Raw genomic sequence first — 15,974 nt, forward strand, 5'->3', positions numbered from 1 at the left:
TCGCAGGATCAGTCGGACGCCGTCACCGGCGCGCGCTCGTATTTCGCGCGCAACGCCGCGGGCGCCGGCGAGAAGTTCAGCTCGGCGCGCTTGCCGCTGCCGGTCCGGTTGGCGACCTTGAGGCCGTCGTCGCTGGCGACGACGTCGCCCTTGCGCAGGGTCGGATCGTTGTCGATCGACACCTTGGCAAGGCCGAAATGGTCCTTGCCGTTGCAGGTGCAGCCGTCGACGATCTCGGTGCGATACTTGAAGGCGTTGGGCAGCGCCGAATACGGCTTGCCGCCATCGGTCTCGGCACCGTCGATCGAGCTGCCATAGACAATCTCGGTCTTGGCCGCCGGGCAGAAGCTGTTGCAGGCGGCTTCCTTGCTCTGGTCGCCGGTCGCGCCGAGCGGGAAGTAGCGGCCATCACAGGTGCGGACACACCAGGCGACGCTGCTGCTGCCGCCGCGATAGGTGACGTCGCCCCGCGGGGCCGGCCGTGGCGCCGGTGGCACCTCGTCGGCGAACGGCATCCGGATATAGGGCGCCTGACGCTGCGGTGCGTTGAAGCCGCCGAACAGCGCCGAGAAAAAATCCTGCGCGCCCGCTGTGGTCGGCGCTGCCAACGCACCCGCGGTTGCCATGGTTGCCACTGCAATGGCGGCGAGTGCACGTCGACCGTTCATCATTCCGCTCCCATATCAATTGACGGCCGAGACGGGCAGCGACATCGCCTGCCGCCCCGACGGCAGCGACGTCACGCGCGGCGTACGGCCGGCATTGGTGCGCGCCTGCAGCGAGCCGGCCTTCGGCAGCACCACGACCTTCGTCCCCACCTGCACGCGGCTGAACAGGTCGGAAACATCCTCATTGGTCAGGCGGATGCAGCCCGACGACACGAACTTGCCGATCGTCGTGGGGTCGTTGGTGCCATGGATGCGATACTCGCTGGACCCGAGATACATGGCCCGGGCGCCGAGCGGATTGCCCGGGCCGCCGGCCATGAAACGCGGCAGATAGGGCTGGCGCGCAATCATCTGCGCCGGCGGATGCCAGTCCGGCCATTCCGCCTTGCGCGTCACCGTCTGGACACCCGACCAGGTGAAGCCCTGGCGCCCCACGCCGACGCCGTAGCGCAGCGCGCGGCCGCCGCCGAGCACGTAGTACAGATAGGTATTGCCGGTATCGATGATGATCGTCCCCGGCGCCTCCCGCGTATCGAGATTGACGATCGTGCGCCGCAACCTGTCGGGCAGCCGGCTGTCCTCGTCCTGCTCCACGGCGGGTGCAGTCGCCTCGTCCGGCGGGAAGGCCTGCTGCTGTTCGACCGACGCATATCCGAGGCTCTGTGCGTGAGACGCGGTGGGACTAGCAACAAGAAGAACCGCGACGCCGGCGATCAGCGAAGCGGTCCGCGCAAAGCTGCGGTGATCGGAAACGAGCTGTGTCATGGAGTGCCCCTGTCAGACGAGCATCGCGGTACGATGCGTGATTGCTTTCCAAACGCCGAACGTCTCGCCGTAGTTCCGGCCCGGTGTGGTCGCCCTGCGTCAGTCAAGCGTATGAGTTCTCACGTTTGCGCGACGGAACCGGATGGCCCCCTCGGTTGTTGGATGACGAGAACGTCACCACGCGAGCTGTGCGCGAACGACTCGATCGGGAGATTCATGGTGCGTGTACTTCCCACCGAGCGGCTGCTCGCCAGCGGGAACGACGATTCAGCCCTGAATGAAAGTCACCAAGAAGCACCGCCCGTGATCAGGCGGGCTGACGTCGTCGCCATCGCTCTCGTCATCCTCACGGCCGTCTGCGTGACGGGTGTCCTCTATGTCGCCCGGGGGTTTTTCCTGCCGATCGTCATGGCCTTCGTGGTCGGCACCATGCTGTCGCCGGCCGCCAACTTTCTCGAACGCCATCACGTGCCGCGCGGCGTCGGCGCCGTGTTGATCGTGATCGCCGTTGCCACCGGGCTCGCCTTCATCATTGGCCTGATTTCGGCGCCTCTGCTCGACTGGACCAATCGCCTTCCCGAGCTTGCCGCGACGCTCAAGGCCAAGCTGCACGTCTTCGATCGACCGCTCGCGCTGTGGCACGAAATGCAGGCGGCCGTCGGCGGCGGAAGCGCACAAGCCTCGGCCAGCCTGGAGCTCCCCAAGTTCGATTGGGTTCAGCCAACGATCGAATTCCTGTCGCCGACCTTCACCGAATTCCTACTGTTCTTCGCGACGCTCGTGCTGTTCATCGCAAGCTGGCGCGATCTCCGGCGAGCGCTGATCATGACCTTTGGTGATCACGAGGCACGGCTGCGGACGCTGCGCATCCTCAATGAGCTCGAGCTGCACCTCGGCAACTACCTCCTGACAGTGACGCTCATCAACACCGGTGTCGGTATTGCAGCCGGCCTCGCCTGCGCCCTCGCCGGCATGCCCAATCCCGCCGGCCTCGGGGCGCTTGCGGCAACGCTGAACTTCATCCCCATCATCGGGCCGATCGCGATGTTCGCGGTGCTCGTCCTGGTCGGCGCAATCGCATTCCCGACCTTGAGCGCCGGCATGGTCGCGCCCGCCATCTTCGCCGTGATCACCTTCATGGAAGGCCACTTCGTCACGCCGACCATCATCGGCAGGCGGCTGGCTCTCAACGCACTCGCGGTGTTCATCGCGCTGGCATTCTGGACCTGGCTGTGGGGCCCGATGGGAGCCTTCCTTGCCTCGCCGCTCCTGATCGTCGCCCTCATCGTCAAGGAGCATCTGCTGCCGGACGACTCGCCGCAACTGCCGGCAGACTAATTCGGTTTCCACCGTCGGAACTTCGGCTGAGACCCCGCGTTTGTCGAGCAGACGCAATCACCTTGCTCCGGGAGCTTGCCATGCCACCGACTGACGGTGAGACCGCCCTGAAAGATCTCGTCGACAAAGCGAACTACGAACGCCTGCAGAAGGATGTCCACGCCGTGAAAAACGATATCGCAGCTCTCGCCGAACAGATCACCGACGCGCTCAATGCTTTCGCTGGGCAGGCCAGCAAGCAGGCCCGCAGCGGCTATCGTCAGGCACGCGAGAACGTAGACCAGACGTTCGACGACATGTCCGAGCGCGGCACTGCGATGTTTGGTGCAGCCCAGGATGCCGCAAACTCGCTGGAGGAGCGCCTCGAGGACGTGATCTCCCATCGCCCACTCGCCACCGTGGGTCTTGCGCTCGGACTCGGATTTCTCATCGGCGCCGCCTGGAGACGCTGAGGGTTGGCCCCTGAAATCCAGAGGTCGTCTTGTTTCGGCGCCGCGTTTTCGGCGCCGATTTGAGTTTGTTGCGCAGATGAACGAGACGAGGAGGAGAATGACATGCTGCAGCGCCTGATTGCGGACTTCCAGGAATCGACCGGGCATGCCGTTCGGCTCACATCGCTCGCAATCGCTGCAGCGGTCGGACTGTTCGTAACCACGAGCTTTCTGTGCGCCGCAGCTTTTGTCGCCGTCCTGGATCGTTACGGGCTCGTGGCCGCGTGCCTCACAGGTGCCGCCATCTTCTTCGTGGTGACGTTGATGGCCGCAATCAGCTACATGGCGCGCAAGCGCGCAATCGAGAGTCGTGCCGCGCGAACCGCGGAAACGGCGCGGTCGGCAGTCCAATCTGCTTTCGCAGACCCGATGTTGTTGGCAAGCGGCCTGCAGATCGTCCGCATGATTGGCATCAAGCGGCTGATTCCCATTCTGGCTGTGGGCGGTCTGGCGCTCGGATTCATGGTCAGCCGCCCAGCCGCGGAGGAGCAAACTCCCGCAGAGTGAGGACTGCCCCTGACCGTCATCGGACGGCTTTTATCATTTGCCAGGCGTTGATCCGCCGCTTGAGCCGCGGGCCTGGTGCGAGGGGCTGTAACTAAGTCACACACCGTCCCGGTTGCAGGCGCTTGGCGATCTCCGTCAGCACGGACACCGACGGCTCGCACGCCACCGGATGCTTGACGGCCTGCCGCTCGTTGCCGGTGGTGATGAGCTGCGATCCCTGCGGCGATGGTAACGAGCCCGCGCTTACACCCGTGGGGTTGAAGGGAAGCCGCACCAAGAAGGAGGTCTCCGCGAAGGCTGCCAGCTTGATCGACACAGTCTGCGACGGCGCCGCAGTACCGTTTTGTTTGGCGCGGTCAGCCTTGGCGGCCCGGTTCACGTCATTCGCGGTTGCGACGATCGGCTGGGGAGAGGGGCTCTGAACCGGCAGGTTGGCGCCAAGATCATGGCCTGAAGCCAGTTGCATTGCGCCCACGAGCATCGCGGAAGCCGCAAGCGAACCCAAAACGATAACCTTCCTGGTCTGCGACATGTCTCTGCTCCCCTCGCCGTAAGGCGATCGGCATACCAACGTAAGTCGCAGGAACTGGGTTCTCGGTTGGGCAAATCACTTAACCGTGTGTAAACTGCGGCGGTATTCTTCAATTTCATGGCGCCAAAAAATTCGATCTCACGCGGAACGACTTTTCGGGTCGCGCGTCATCTCGGCAGCCGGTTATTCCCCCTGCCCCATTGACCGGCGACGCGGGGCACCGCCGTGGTGATGCCGGCGGTGCCCCGCATTCTTTCCTGATCCACCCTTCCGGTCAGATCGCGGCCCCGACATTCGCGGCGCTTTATCCCCTTTTCGTCCCGGTTATATGTTGAAGCAGCGCGGCTGCGTTCATGGTCCGCGCACGTGGGGGCAGGGATGCTGAGCTCGCTGGATCGCGTCGGCGTATGGAGAGGGTTTGGACTGGCGCTGGTTCTCGTGTGCCTGTTTCCCGGGATTGCAGCGGCCGACGGCGCCAGGGACACTTGGATCAAGAACCTCGTCGCACAATTGAAGGTTCAGCGTCGCTATCCGCTGCAGGCCTCGGATCAGGGCGGGACGGCCAAGGTCCTGTTTCACATCGACCGCGAAGGCCACCTGATCTCGGCGGTGCTGGCCGAAACGACCGGTGACCCCGCGCTCGACCGGGAAGCGCTCGCCATGGTGGAGCGAGCCCAACCATTTGCGCCACCGCCGCCGGAACTGGCGGACGGCGATCTCACTTTTCTCGTGCCGATCGTGTTCGCGCCTCGACGGACGTCCGCAATCATCCGGCTTGAGGAGACAACGTTGAAGCTCCAAGAGACCAAGCCGAATGACGCGACGCTGAAGGCACGGCTCAACGGCGTGTGCCGCGGCTGCTGATCTCGTCTTCGATGCTGCAACGAAATCCGGCGCGCTCCGTGAGGAACGCGCCGGGGCGACGTTGTGCGCGCGGCTTGATCAGGCCGCCGGCTTCGGCATCCTGTTGCGCGAGTTGCGCTGGAAGAACAGAGCCTGGCTGGCGACTGCCGACACCATGGCCGGCTGGAACGGCTTTGAGATCAGGAACGCCGGTTCGGGCCGCTCACCCGTGAGGAAGCGCTCCGGATAGGCGGTAATGAAGACCACCGGCACTTCGAAGGTGCGCAGCAGCTCGTTGACGGCATCCAGGCCGGACGAACCATCCGCGAGCTGAATATCAGCCAGGATCAGACCGGGCTTCTTGTTCTTGGCCAGAGCCACCGCGTCGGCATGGGTGCGGGCCACGCCGATCACGTTGTGACCGAGGTTCTTGACGAGGCTCTCGAGGTCCATCGCGATGAAGGTCTCATCCTCGATGATCAGGACATCGGTGGCGATCTCGGCGGCGAGCTCACGTCCGGCTGCATCCGCCAGCCGGCGGGTTTCCGCGACGTCGATGTCGAGGATGAAGGCCACTTCCTCCTCGGGAAAACCCTCGAGCGAGAGCAGCAGGAAGGCCTGGCGGGGCAAGGGGGTGATGTTGGAGAGGCGCCGCTCCGGCGGCATCGGCAGAGTCGCCACTTCGGCGTCGTCGTTGAGCGCCACCGAGTTCCAGATCTGCGTGAACAGCCGGAACAGCGCAGCCCGCGGGCCATAGCGCTCGTCCAGCAGAGCGGGATCCTGAATCAGCGCCTCGAGCATCGCTCCGACATAGGCGTCTCCGGAACCCTGGCTACCGGTGAGGGCCCTCGCATACCGGCGCAACAGCGGCAAATGTTCAGCAACAAGCTGTGATCGGCTCATCCCCACTCCATTCGGTCATCTGGGCTTCCCGCCCGGGTTCCATGATGGGCTGATTACGCCCGAACCGACGAAAAGTTCCCCAAACGCGTGGAACTTTTATCGCCCCGTCGCATTAGTTCCCGACAGACCCTCTCGGTGGCGAGAATAATTCTTGAAGCTTCAGGGACTTAACTCTCGGGGAAACGTGGAAAAGGTCATGAAAGATGTAAAGTCTCAAGCCAGCAAGAATGCGGCACCGCGCAAGCCCGGCGGACTGAACGCGGAAATTCAATCCAGAATCGGTCATCAACTCCGCGCGATGTACGACGACGTCGTCCGTCAGGGAGTGCCGGACCGCTTCGCGGAACTGGTGCGGAAGCTTGATGCGCCGGCAGCACAGTCCCACGTGGAGAACGGCGGGGGATCCAACGACCAAACCGACGGGAGGGAGTGAATGCCTCTCACTGATTCCTTGCGGGACGATATCCTCGCGGCCGTCCCCAGCCTTCGCGCATTTGCGATTTCCTTGAGTGGTAACAGCGATCGTGCCGACGACCTCGTGCAGGAAACCCTGCTCCGGGCGCTGGCCAACATCGACTCGTTTCAACCGGGATCGAATCTGCCTGCCTGGCTGTTCACGATCCTGCGCAACCTGTTCCGATCCGACTACCGCAAACGCCGGCGCGAAGTGGAGGATGCCGAAGGGAACTACGCCAAGACGCTCAAGACGCATCCCTCGCAGGGCGCGCATCTCGAGTTCGAGGAGTTCCGCGCGGCGCTCGAGAAGCTGCCTCAGGACCAGCGCGAGGCGCTGATCCTGGTCGGTGCATCGGGCTTCTCCTACGAGGATGCGGCAGCGATCTGCGGCTGCGCGGTGGGCACCATCAAGAGCCGCGTGAACCGCGCGCGCTCGAAGCTGGCAGCGCTGCTCTATGTCGAAGGCGCCGAGGATTTCGGCCCGGACGAGACCGTGCGGGCGGTGATCGGCGGCAGCGGCGGCTGATCAGCCAAGCCGTCGCAAACGAACCAGCAAAGAGGCGGCTCGCGAAAGAGCCGCCTCTTCTTGTTGTTGTTGATCACTTGCACTCGGGCATCGTGCGCCCTGGCATCCTGTTTGCCGACGAGCGCTGCGGCTATCGCGCCGGATGCACCGGCGCGGAGAACTGCTCGGTGCGATCGCGCTCGGTCATGTCGATCACCGTCTCCATCGGAGCGGTCAGCTCATACACATAGCTCGCCTCGGTGAAGAAGCGCTTTGACGTGCCGCCGAGCGCCTCCGGTGCCACGCGATCGAGCAGGATCAGTCCGAAATCGCTGTCCGGCCGCCGCGTTGCTTCACTGGTGTTCAATTCCTCCCAACGGAAGTGGAAGACGGCATTCGGCTCCTCGCCGGTCACCTCCCATTTGGCGGTGATGTGCGGGTGCTTTCCCACGAGCGAGAGGCCTTCGTCCGAGTGCGAGGCGAGTTCGAAAAACAGCAGCGAGAGGCTCTGCGCGGCACGCGCGCTCACGGTGATGTCGGGTCCGTTGACCGCAATCCTGTCCGCATGCGGGATCGCGCGAGCTTCGAACAGTCCGCGCAATTGCACGCCTTGCCATTGGCTCTCGCTGAGCAGCGTGACGACGTTCGACATCGCATGGATCCGTCCGATCAGCAGCTCGCGTGCGACGTCCATGTCGCTGCCATGACGCAGCGTGCGCGTCACGATGGATTGGATCACCGCCAGGATGTTCTTGACCCGGTGGTTCAGCTCGTCGATGACCGCCGTCAGTCGGCGCTCGAAGCCGATCCGCACCTGGATTTCGCGGCTCAGGCGCAGATTGTTGTAGGCGACGTAGCCGAACAGGCCGCAGATGATACCGGTCAGCGCCATCCCGATGACGCCGACGATCGCCGCGGTCTGTTGCGCGCGCCGGACCGCATTGCCCTTGGCGTAATAGACCAGCGACCAGTCGTGATTGCCGAAGGCCACGGTGCGGGTCGACGACGGAGCAGGATCGTCGGGCCTGCGGGTCCGGCTCGTCACCGCCCCCTGGTCGTTGGCAACCAGCTCATCCGAGGCGTTGCGCGGATCCTTCAACGCCACCGAGAACAACGACAGATCGTCATTGGTGAGCAGCAGTGGCCCGATCTCGTAGGAAAACGTCACGAAGCCCGCCGGCGCAGTGGCACCTTGCGGGACGACCGGGGCTGCCAGCACGATCCCGATCGGACCATCGCTCCGCAGCAGCGGAGTGGGATCGGATGCGACCGGCTTGCCCTCGGCCATGGCACGCGCGAGCATCGGTCCGACGATCGGCTGCCGGTCGAGTGCGATACCGGGAAGCTTCGAGGTCTCGGCATTGCGTGGCTCGAGATCCATCAGAACGTCCAACGGACGATCGACGTTCGGCCCGAGCGGCATGTCGTCGAAATTGCGAATGGTTGGATTCGGGAAGCCAGCCTGACGCAGCTCGGCTTGCGCGATGGGGAGCTCATCCGGCCGCAGCCGTGCGATCCACGACGCCACCACGAAGTCGGTCTTGAACGCGTAGATCGACGATCGCAGCGGCTCCAGCATATTGGCCTTGATCACGGAGGGAGCGCGGAACAGCCCGGAGGCCACCCGGGCCAGCAGCTCACGTTCGGTCAGCCGGTCCTGGACGAGGCTGGCATGGACGTCGATGGCACGGGCCAGCGCAATGCGATCGAGCGCCAGCTCCTGGTCGTGTACGCGATAGGCGGCCAAGCCGGACAGCGCCGTCCCGACCAGCGCGATCAAACCGATGATGACACCCAGCCGGAGCACTCGTTCACTCTGAAGTAAAGGGTTGGCGAAGGAGGAGACGAGTCATCCAATAACCGGGCCTGCAACTCAAGGACGCACCTCGGGGCGATCGGAAGTGATCGGAGCGATCAGCGGATAGCGATCCCAGGATACCGGTGCATCGGCGCCGAGACGCCTTGGGCAAGGCGCACCCCGGGTCGAGGCAACACCCGAGGGCTCAAGTTGTTCCGGCCGGATGAGGCTTTTTTGCGTCGGTCATTCCAGCAGACGCATCGAGCAACGAAGAGCCGTGCGACGCAGATCCGTCCCCGCGCTCAGGCCGACGGCTTCAGACCGCCCTTGGCTTCGATGAAGCCGATGATCCGGTCAAGCCCCTGGCTCTTCTTCAGGTTGGTCATGACGAAGGGCCGTGAGCCGCGCATGCGCTTGGCATCCGTCTCCATCTTCTCCAGAGAAGCGCCCACATGGGGTGCCAAGTCAATCTTGTTGATCACCAGAAGGTCGGAGCGGGTGATACCCGGTCCGCCCTTCGACGGGATCTTGTCGCCCGCCGCGACGTCGATGACGTAGATCGTGATATCGGCGAGTTCCGGCGAGAACGTTGCGGCGAGGTTGTCGCCGCCCGACTCGATCAACACCAGGTCGAGTCCGGGAAACTTGGCTCGCATGTCGGCCACGGCGGCGAGGTTCATGGACGCGTCCTCGCGGATCGCAGTATGCGGGCAGCCGCCGGTCTCCACGCCGGCGATACGATCCGGAGTCAGCGATCCCGAGCGAACGAGAAACTCCGCGTCCCACTTGGTGTAGATGTCGTTGGTGATCGCAGCGATGTCGTAGTGCTCCCGCATCGACTTGCAGAGCAGATCCATCAACGCAGTCTTGCCGGACCCGACCGGGCCACCGACGCCAACGCGGAGCGGACCGTGAGACGATGCCATGTCATTTATCCTTCTGTCGTGCGCGCGACCGCGCGGGGCCGTGATCGAGCAGCCGTTGCCCCGCTTCATCACGACCGAAACAGCCTTGTATATTGCGTCTCGTGATGAAGGCTTGCGAGATCGGAGCGGAACGTTGCGCCGCCGATGTGATCGAGCGAGGCGAGCAGAGCGCGGTCCGCCGTCGCGGCGACGACAGGTTCCAACGCGGCGAGCACGCGCTGGCTGTCGGTCTGCCCCAACGGTACGAGACGACTGCCGGCGGAAATCCAGTTCGACGTCAGGGCGTGCAGAAAGCCGTGCAGCAGGGGTCCCAGAGGAACGCCGTGAAGCGCGCCGACCAGCCCCACGGCGACCGGATAGACGATGGTCTCACAGCGCGCCACCGCCTCGTCGAGGCCTGCGCAGTTCCAGGCGGACCGCGCGATCTCGATGAAGGCCCGGCCCTGCGCGGTGGTCTCGAGCTGACGCTCGCGCGACGGTACGAACGCGGCCGCAAGCTCGGCCACCTCGCGGAGGCTGGCCATATCGTCGAGCTCGACCGCGCGATACGCGTGCGCGAGGAAAGCCGCGTCGCAGAAGCCGGAGCCGTTGGTCAGCATCGTCGCGAGCCAGCCGCGCAGCTCCGCCGCATCGCCGATGTCGCCTGCCTCCACGGCCCATTCGATGCCGCTCGAATAGGAGAAGCCGCCGATCGGAAACGCCGGCGACAGCCATGTCAGCAGCCGATACAGCGCAGCCGAATCCGCGGCCCTGATTGCAGCCGGCCGAGCCCCCTCCTCATTTGTGCTCATGAGCATGGGAATGACCGTGATCGTGATGGTCATGGCCGCAGTGCTCGTCATGCACGTGATGATCATGTGCATGGCCGTCGTCGTGGCCGTGATGCGCGTGATCGTGCCCGGCATGATCGTGATGATGATCGTGACCGTGGTGATCATGATCATCGTGGCCGTGCGCATGGCTGGGCTCGGCGTAGGCGCCGCCTTCCGGATCGAACGGTGCCTCGATCTCGATGACGCGCGCGCCGAGACCCTTGACCATGGCCTCGATCACGTGGTCGCGGCGGATGCGCAGGCTCTTGGCCATGATCTGCGTCGGCAGGTGCCGGTTGCCGAGGTGCCAGGCCAGCCGCACCAGATGATGCGGATCGGAAGCCCGGATCTCGAGCAGCGGCTCGGCCGCCGCCACGACCTCGATCAGCCGGCCGTCCTCCAGCACCAGGGCATCGCCACCGCGCAATGCGGTAGCGTGCTCGAGGTCCAGCAGAAACTCCAGCCCACGCGTTCCGGTCATCACCAGCCGCCGCCGGTGCCGGTCATCGAAATCGAGCAGGACGGAATCGGCGGCAGCCTCCTTCCAACGATGCTGCCCGAGCACGCGTGTCGCGCGGATCATGCTGAAACTCTCATTCTCTTATTGCGCTCACTCTTATTCCGCTCAGCGGACATCGACCTTCTCAGGCGTGATGATCTCGATCTTCGGCGGGGCCGACATGCATTTGACCGCGACGCGCCCGAACGTCTTCATGTGCTCGGTCGCGCGGTGCGGCACCAAGGCCTCGGCATTCTCCCACTGCTCGACGAAGACCATCTTGCTCGGGTCGGTGACGCTCTCATGCAAATCATAGGCGATATTGCCGGGTTCTTTGCGGGTCCCCGCAATGCAGGCAGCCGCAGCGGCGATGAATTCCGCACGGGTTTCGGGCTTGATGGTCAAGGTGGCAACGACATAGATCACGAACTCGTCCTCCCGGTACTTTTCTGGTTCTGGTACCGGGCGGGAGCTTAGTACATGAAGTAGCGCTGCGCCATGGGCAGCACCTCGGCCGGCTCGCAGGTCAGGAGCTCGCCGTCGGCCCGCACCTCGTATGTCTCCGGATCGACCTCGATGTTGGGCGTCGCATCATTGTGGATCATGCTCTTCTTCGAGATCCTGCCGCGGGTGTTCTGCACCGCGTAGAGCTTCTTCGAAAGGCCGAGCTTGCGGGCGAGCCCGCCGGTGATGGCCGCCTTCGAGGTGAAGATCACGGACGAAGCCGTCAGCGACTTGCCGAACGCGCCGAACATCGGCTGGTAATGCACCGGCTGCGGGGTCGGGATCGAGGCGTTCGGATCGCCCATGGGCGCGGCGACGATGGTGCCGCCCTTGATGACGCAGTCCGGCTTGACGCCGAAGAAGGCGGGCGACCACAGCACGAGGTCGGCGAGCTTGCCCTTCTCGACCGAGCCGATCAGCTTCGACACGCCATGCGCAATCGCCGGGTTGATCGTGTATTTGGCGATGTAGCGCTTGACGCGGAAATTGTCGTTGTCCTTGCCCTTGTCCTGCGGCAGCGCGCCGCGCTGCTTCTTCATCTTGTCGGCGGTCTGCCAGGTCCGGATGATGACCTCGCCGAGCCGGCCCATCGCCTGCGAATCCGATGACATCATCGAGAGCGCGCCGAGATCGTGCAGGATGTCCTCCGCCGCGATCGTCTCCTTGCGGATGCGGCTCTCGGCAAAGGCGAGATCCTCGGCGATCGACGGATCGAGATGGTGACACACCATCAGCATGTCCAGATGCTCGTCGATGGTGTTGCGCGTGAACGGCCGCGTCGGGTTGGTCGACGACGGCAGCACGTTCTTCAGCCCGGCGACCTTGATGATATCAGGCGCGTGCCCGCCGCCGGCGCCTTCGGTGTGGAAGGCGTGGATGGTGCGGCCCTTGAAGGCCTTGATGGTGTCCTCGACGAAGCCGGATTCGTTCAGCGTGTCGGAGTGCAGCATGACCTGCACGTCGTGATCGTCGGCGACCGAGAGACAATTGTCGATCGCCGCCGGCGTCGTGCCCCAGTCCTCGTGCAGCTTCAGCGCGCAGGCGCCGGCCTTGACCATCTCGACCAGCGCGGCCGGGCGCGACGCGTTGCCCTTGCCGGAGATGCCGAGGTTCACAGGGAACGCATCGAACGACTGCATCATGCGCCCGATGTGCCAGGGGCCGGGCGTGCAGGTGGTGGCGAAGGTGCCGTGCGACGGGCCGGTGCCGCCGCCGAGCAGCGAGGTGACGCCACTCATCAGCGCGTGCTCGATCTGCTGCGGGCAGATGAAATGGATGTGGCTGTCGAAACCGCCGGCGGTGAGGATCTTGCCCTCGCCCGCGATCACGTCGGTGCCCGGGCCGATCACGATGGTGACGCCGGGCTGGATGTCCGGATTGCCGGCCTTGCCGATCGCTGAGATCATGCCCTCTTTGATCGCGACGTCGGCCTTCACGACACCCCAGTGATCGACGATGAGCGCATTGGTGATGACCGTGTCGGCGGCGCCCTGCTTGTTGGTCGCCTGCGACTGGCCCATGCCATCACGGATCACCTTGCCGCCGCCGAACTTCACCTCCTCACCATAGGTGGTGAAGTCCTTCTCGACCTCGATGATCAGGTCGGTGTCGGCGAGGCGCACCTTGTCACCGGTGGTCGGGCCGAACATGTCGGCGTAGACGGAACGCTTGATCTTGACGGACATGTCGTGCTCCAGCCTCTAGCTCTCAAATATATCCGGTGCGGCTCATTTGGGACGCGCGCAGATCGATTGAAACTTGGCGACGTTCTCAAGACCCGCCTTGAACTCCTCGCGAACGACGGTCTTGCCGACTTTGAACGTCAATCGTCCGGACCGCTTAAACGCATCGAAGGCGGGCGCATCCGCCTCCAACTCAAAGCTATACTCCCAGACCGATCCCGCCTCGCTGTAGGACACGCTCAGGAGGGCTTGCCCGAACCGGCTCGCCGGGACCATCTCGACCTGCGGATAGCCGTTGGACCGCAGAAGATCAGCGACCGCATTGCGAAGCTCCTGGCCGGCATCTCCCGTGACGGCGATGGTCCCGGATTTGGCCTTGCAGCGAAAGGAGGGCGAACCGACATCGTCGGTGGCCTCATCGCTATGACTCGGAGATAGCAGCGCTCCCCCGTCCTGTTCGAAAATGCGCCAGCGCTGATCGTCGGCCGCCCAAGCAGCAGAGGCAAATGCTGCAAGAGCCGATGCCGCACGCAGGCCGCAGACAGCAGCAGGGCGCATGCGAGCCAATACGCTCACAACGTCGCCCTCGCATTCGCAACCGTCTCATCGAACAGCACATCGAGCCGCGCGTTGACACCGCGGCAGCCGGCGACGACCTGCTCGGCCCAGCCGAGATACTCCATCAGCTCGAGCTGCTGCTCCAGGTCCGGCTCGAAGAAGATGCGGGCGCGGATGTTGCTGATCTTGTCGGCGATCTTGATCTGCTTGGCACCAGCGGACTTGCCGGGCGCGGCGATGACCTGGACCTGGCGCCGCTCGCTCTTCGGCAGGGTCATGTCATCTGTGACTTCCACGACGAGGTCGGCAACACGACGCCCAAAGCGCTCCGCCAGCTCGTCAGCGGCCGTATCGGTGTCCTCGATGGTGTCGTGCAGCCAGCCTGCCGCGACGAGCTCGGCGTCCTCGCCGTCGCAGGTTGCCGACAGGATGTTTGCGACCTCGGCGAGATGATTGATGTAAGGCTCCTCGTCGCGGCCCTTGCGCTGCTGGCCGGCGTGACGGCGCGCCGCCAGCTCGGCGGCTTCGGAGACGAGGCGTAATCCGGTCAGCATCGGCTTACAACTTGCCCATGACGTCGCCGCGAAAGCCGTAGACCATGCGCTTGCCGGCGAGCGCCACCAGTTGCACGTCGCGGGTCTGGCCCGGCTCGAAGCGCACGGCCGTGCCGGCCGCGATGTCGAGCCGCATGCCGCGCGCGCGTCTGCGATCGAACTTCAGCGCCGGATTGGTCTCGAAGAAATGGTAGTGCGAGCCGACCTGGATCGGCCGGTCGCCGGTATTTGCGACCGACAGGGTCACGGTTTTGCGGCCGGCATTGAGCTCGATCTCGCCGTCCTGGATGAAGAGTTCGCCGGGGATCATTTCGCTTTTTCTCCGTCATTCCGGGGCGGTCCGCAGGACCGAGCCCGGAATCTCAAACGATTGTTTTCAAGCCATCTCTGGATTCCGGGCCCAGCGCTGCGCGCTGTCCCGGAATGACGTGCAATGATTAGCGGATCGGCTCGTGCACCGTGACCAGCTTGGTGCCGTCCGGAAACGTCGCCTCGACCTGGATGTCGTGGATCATCTCGGGGATACCGGGCATCACCTGGTCACGGGTCAGGACCTGGGCGCCGGCCTGCATCAGTTCGGCCACGGTGCGGCCGTCACGCGCGCCCTCCAGGATGAAGTCGGAGATGATCGCGACCGCTTCGGGGTGGTTCAGCTTGACGCCGCGATCGAGCCTGCGGCGGGCCACAATGGCGGCCATCGAGATCAGGAGCTTGTCCTTTTCGCGGGGAGACAGGTTCATGCGGACTCTCTGGTGATGGTCTTCTGGTAGTCATCAGTTGGTAAACGTCTAGTTGAGCCACAGCCGCGGCAGCGGCCCGGTCGAAGCACAGCCGAGCACCGCCATCATGTCGGCGCGCAGGCTTGCGGCATCTTGGGCACAGAAGCGGGCCATTGCAAATCCATTCCAGGCCGACAGCGCGACCTCTCCCCGGAAGGCCGGCAGGCTGTCCCTGATGCGGTCGACCAGCGCGGCGTCGCCCGGCACGATCAGCGCGGTCCCGATGGCCGCGCCGCCCTTGGCGATGGCCGGCCGCGCCAGCTTGTCGCCGATGTCGCCGTCGAGGCGGACCGTCTCGGCGAACACCAGCTTGCCGCCGCGCCGCAGCCGCCAGCGATCGACGAATTCGCCCTCGCGCATGCACTCACCCATCGCGGTGCGGCCGAACACGACGATCTCGCACAACAACAGCGAGGCGGTATCGGCAAGGTCGATGTCGATCCGGCGATGGATGCGGGCGCGGTCGAACAGGATGGTCTCCTGCGGCAGCCAGGAGATGTGGGCACCCGCATGGGCGGTCAGCGCGATATCGAGCTCTGCGGGCTTGCCAGCGGCGCGATAGACCTTTTCGGCCGCGGCGCTCGAAAGCGTCATGCGGCTACCTTCGCCGGCTGTGACCTCGATCGCAAAGTGGTCACCGCCGGCGATGCCGCCGGCCGTGTTGACGAACATCGCCGACAGACCGTCGTCCTCGGGCGAGGGAAAGCGCACCCGCAGCGAGCCGGATTCATGCAGATGATGGCGCCGCGTCATGCCATCCTGCAGCCGCACGTCGAAGCGCACCGCGCCTCGGGCGCGGTTGGCCTCGAAGATGTCGGCAGCGGCGCTGGCGGGATCGGCCCGCATCGATCCCC

General features: G+C 64.6%; 21 protein-coding genes. 6 read left to right on the forward strand and 15 right to left on the reverse strand.

The window, feature by feature from the left end:
• Positions 1–8: 8 nt before the first annotated feature.
• Both QW887_RS18820 and QW887_RS18825 read right to left on the reverse strand, forming a co-directional pair.
• Positions 9–668: a DUF2865 domain-containing protein gene (locus QW887_RS18820; RefSeq protein WP_316169503.1), complete on the reverse strand. Its 660-nt coding sequence runs from the start codon at positions 666–668 to the stop codon at positions 9–11.
• Positions 669–683: 15 nt separating this feature from the next.
• The gene (locus QW887_RS18825) at positions 684–1,433 is read right to left on the reverse strand and encodes a L,D-transpeptidase (protein ID WP_316194811.1); all 750 of its coding nucleotides are present in this window, start codon (positions 1,431–1,433) and stop codon (positions 684–686) included.
• 219 nt (positions 1,434–1,652) lie between these two features.
• Between QW887_RS18825 and QW887_RS18830 the strand changes: the two genes are divergently transcribed.
• The 3 genes from QW887_RS18830 to QW887_RS18840 all read left to right on the forward strand — a co-directional run bounded on the left by QW887_RS18830 (position 1,653) and on the right by QW887_RS18840 (position 3,769).
• The gene (locus QW887_RS18830; RefSeq protein ID WP_316194812.1) at positions 1,653–2,771 is read left to right on the forward strand and encodes an AI-2E family transporter; all 1,119 of its coding nucleotides are present in this window, start codon (positions 1,653–1,655) and stop codon (positions 2,769–2,771) included.
• An 80-nt stretch (positions 2,772–2,851) separates the two neighbouring features.
• The gene (locus QW887_RS18835; RefSeq protein ID WP_316194813.1) at positions 2,852–3,223 is read left to right on the forward strand and encodes a YqjD family protein; all 372 of its coding nucleotides are present in this window, start codon (positions 2,852–2,854) and stop codon (positions 3,221–3,223) included.
• A gap of 102 nt (positions 3,224–3,325) precedes the next feature.
• Entirely contained in the window at positions 3,326–3,769 is a 444-nt protein-coding gene (locus tag QW887_RS18840) for a hypothetical protein (RefSeq protein WP_316169505.1), read from the forward strand.
• Positions 3,770–3,860: 91 nt separating this feature from the next.
• Here the strand turns inward: QW887_RS18840 and QW887_RS18845 are convergent, their stop codons facing one another.
• Complete coding sequence (locus QW887_RS18845) at positions 3,861–4,301, reverse strand: hypothetical protein (RefSeq protein ID WP_315713840.1); 441 nt, start codon at positions 4,299–4,301, stop codon at positions 3,861–3,863.
• 378 nt (positions 4,302–4,679) lie between these two features.
• On the opposite strand from QW887_RS18845, the gene QW887_RS18850 reads away from it, so the two are divergent.
• Entirely contained in the window at positions 4,680–5,165 is a 486-nt protein-coding gene (locus QW887_RS18850; protein ID WP_315713839.1) for an energy transducer TonB, read from the forward strand.
• A 78-nt stretch (positions 5,166–5,243) separates the two neighbouring features.
• Here the strand turns inward: QW887_RS18850 and QW887_RS18855 are convergent, their stop codons facing one another.
• Positions 5,244–6,047 (reverse strand): response regulator, encoded by an 804-nt coding sequence (locus QW887_RS18855; protein WP_315713838.1) that lies wholly within the window; start codon positions 6,045–6,047, stop codon positions 5,244–5,246.
• Between the two features lie 196 nt (positions 6,048–6,243).
• On the opposite strand from QW887_RS18855, the gene QW887_RS18860 reads away from it, so the two are divergent.
• Positions 6,244–6,480 carry a NepR family anti-sigma factor gene (locus QW887_RS18860; protein WP_315734569.1) on the forward strand — a complete coding sequence of 79 codons (237 nt, stop codon included), beginning with the start codon at positions 6,244–6,246 and terminating at the stop codon, positions 6,478–6,480.
• Positions 6,481–7,029 carry a sigma-70 family RNA polymerase sigma factor gene (locus QW887_RS18865; RefSeq protein ID WP_006612137.1) on the forward strand — a complete coding sequence of 183 codons (549 nt, stop codon included), beginning with the start codon at positions 6,481–6,483 and terminating at the stop codon, positions 7,027–7,029.
• Between the two features lie 130 nt (positions 7,030–7,159).
• Here QW887_RS18865 and QW887_RS18870 read toward each other — a convergent pair whose 3' ends face one another.
• From QW887_RS18870 to QW887_RS18920, 11 genes are all read right to left on the reverse strand, one after another.
• Positions 7,160–8,815 (reverse strand): HWE histidine kinase domain-containing protein, encoded by a 1,656-nt coding sequence (locus tag QW887_RS18870; protein WP_316172654.1) that lies wholly within the window; start codon positions 8,813–8,815, stop codon positions 7,160–7,162.
• A gap of 293 nt (positions 8,816–9,108) precedes the next feature.
• Positions 9,109–9,732, reverse strand: coding sequence for an urease accessory protein UreG (ureG, locus tag QW887_RS18875; RefSeq protein ID WP_315713835.1), 624 nt, complete (start codon positions 9,730–9,732; stop codon positions 9,109–9,111).
• Between the two features lie 68 nt (positions 9,733–9,800).
• Entirely contained in the window at positions 9,801–10,523 is a 723-nt protein-coding gene (locus tag QW887_RS18880; RefSeq protein ID WP_315714368.1) for an urease accessory protein UreF, read from the reverse strand.
• Positions 10,510–11,127 carry an urease accessory protein UreE gene (gene ureE, locus QW887_RS18885; protein ID WP_315713834.1) on the reverse strand — a complete coding sequence of 206 codons (618 nt, stop codon included), beginning with the start codon at positions 11,125–11,127 and terminating at the stop codon, positions 10,510–10,512. The genes QW887_RS18880 and ureE overlap by 14 nt, the downstream gene beginning before the upstream one ends.
• 42 nt (positions 11,128–11,169) lie before the next feature.
• Positions 11,170–11,469 carry a putative quinol monooxygenase gene (locus QW887_RS18890; protein WP_315713833.1) on the reverse strand — a complete coding sequence of 100 codons (300 nt, stop codon included), beginning with the start codon at positions 11,467–11,469 and terminating at the stop codon, positions 11,170–11,172.
• Positions 11,470–11,516: 47 nt separating this feature from the next.
• Positions 11,517–13,232, reverse strand: a complete 1,716-nt coding sequence (ureC, locus tag QW887_RS18895; RefSeq protein WP_315713832.1) for an urease subunit alpha — start codon at positions 13,230–13,232, stop codon at positions 11,517–11,519.
• A 42-nt stretch (positions 13,233–13,274) separates the two neighbouring features.
• A complete protein-coding gene (locus QW887_RS18900; protein WP_315713831.1) occupies positions 13,275–13,805 on the reverse strand; it encodes a hypothetical protein in 531 nt (176 codons plus the stop codon).
• Positions 13,802–14,341, reverse strand: a complete 540-nt coding sequence (locus tag QW887_RS18905) for an HD domain-containing protein (RefSeq protein WP_315713830.1) — start codon at positions 14,339–14,341, stop codon at positions 13,802–13,804. The genes QW887_RS18900 and QW887_RS18905 overlap by 4 nt, the downstream gene beginning before the upstream one ends.
• 4 nt (positions 14,342–14,345) lie before the next feature.
• Complete coding sequence (locus tag QW887_RS18910; protein ID WP_315713829.1) at positions 14,346–14,651, reverse strand: urease subunit beta; 306 nt, start codon at positions 14,649–14,651, stop codon at positions 14,346–14,348.
• Positions 14,652–14,778: 127 nt separating this feature from the next.
• A complete protein-coding gene (locus tag QW887_RS18915; protein WP_315713828.1) occupies positions 14,779–15,081 on the reverse strand; it encodes an urease subunit gamma in 303 nt (100 codons plus the stop codon).
• Between the two features lie 48 nt (positions 15,082–15,129).
• The gene (locus QW887_RS18920; protein ID WP_315713827.1) at positions 15,130–15,966 is read right to left on the reverse strand and encodes an urease accessory protein UreD; all 837 of its coding nucleotides are present in this window, start codon (positions 15,964–15,966) and stop codon (positions 15,130–15,132) included.
• Between the last annotated feature and the right edge of the window lie 8 nt (positions 15,967–15,974).

Origin of the sequence: Bradyrhizobium sp. SZCCHNRI3052, from assembly GCF_032484895.1 — a bacterium.
GTDB lineage: Bacteria > Pseudomonadota > Alphaproteobacteria > Rhizobiales > Xanthobacteraceae > Bradyrhizobium.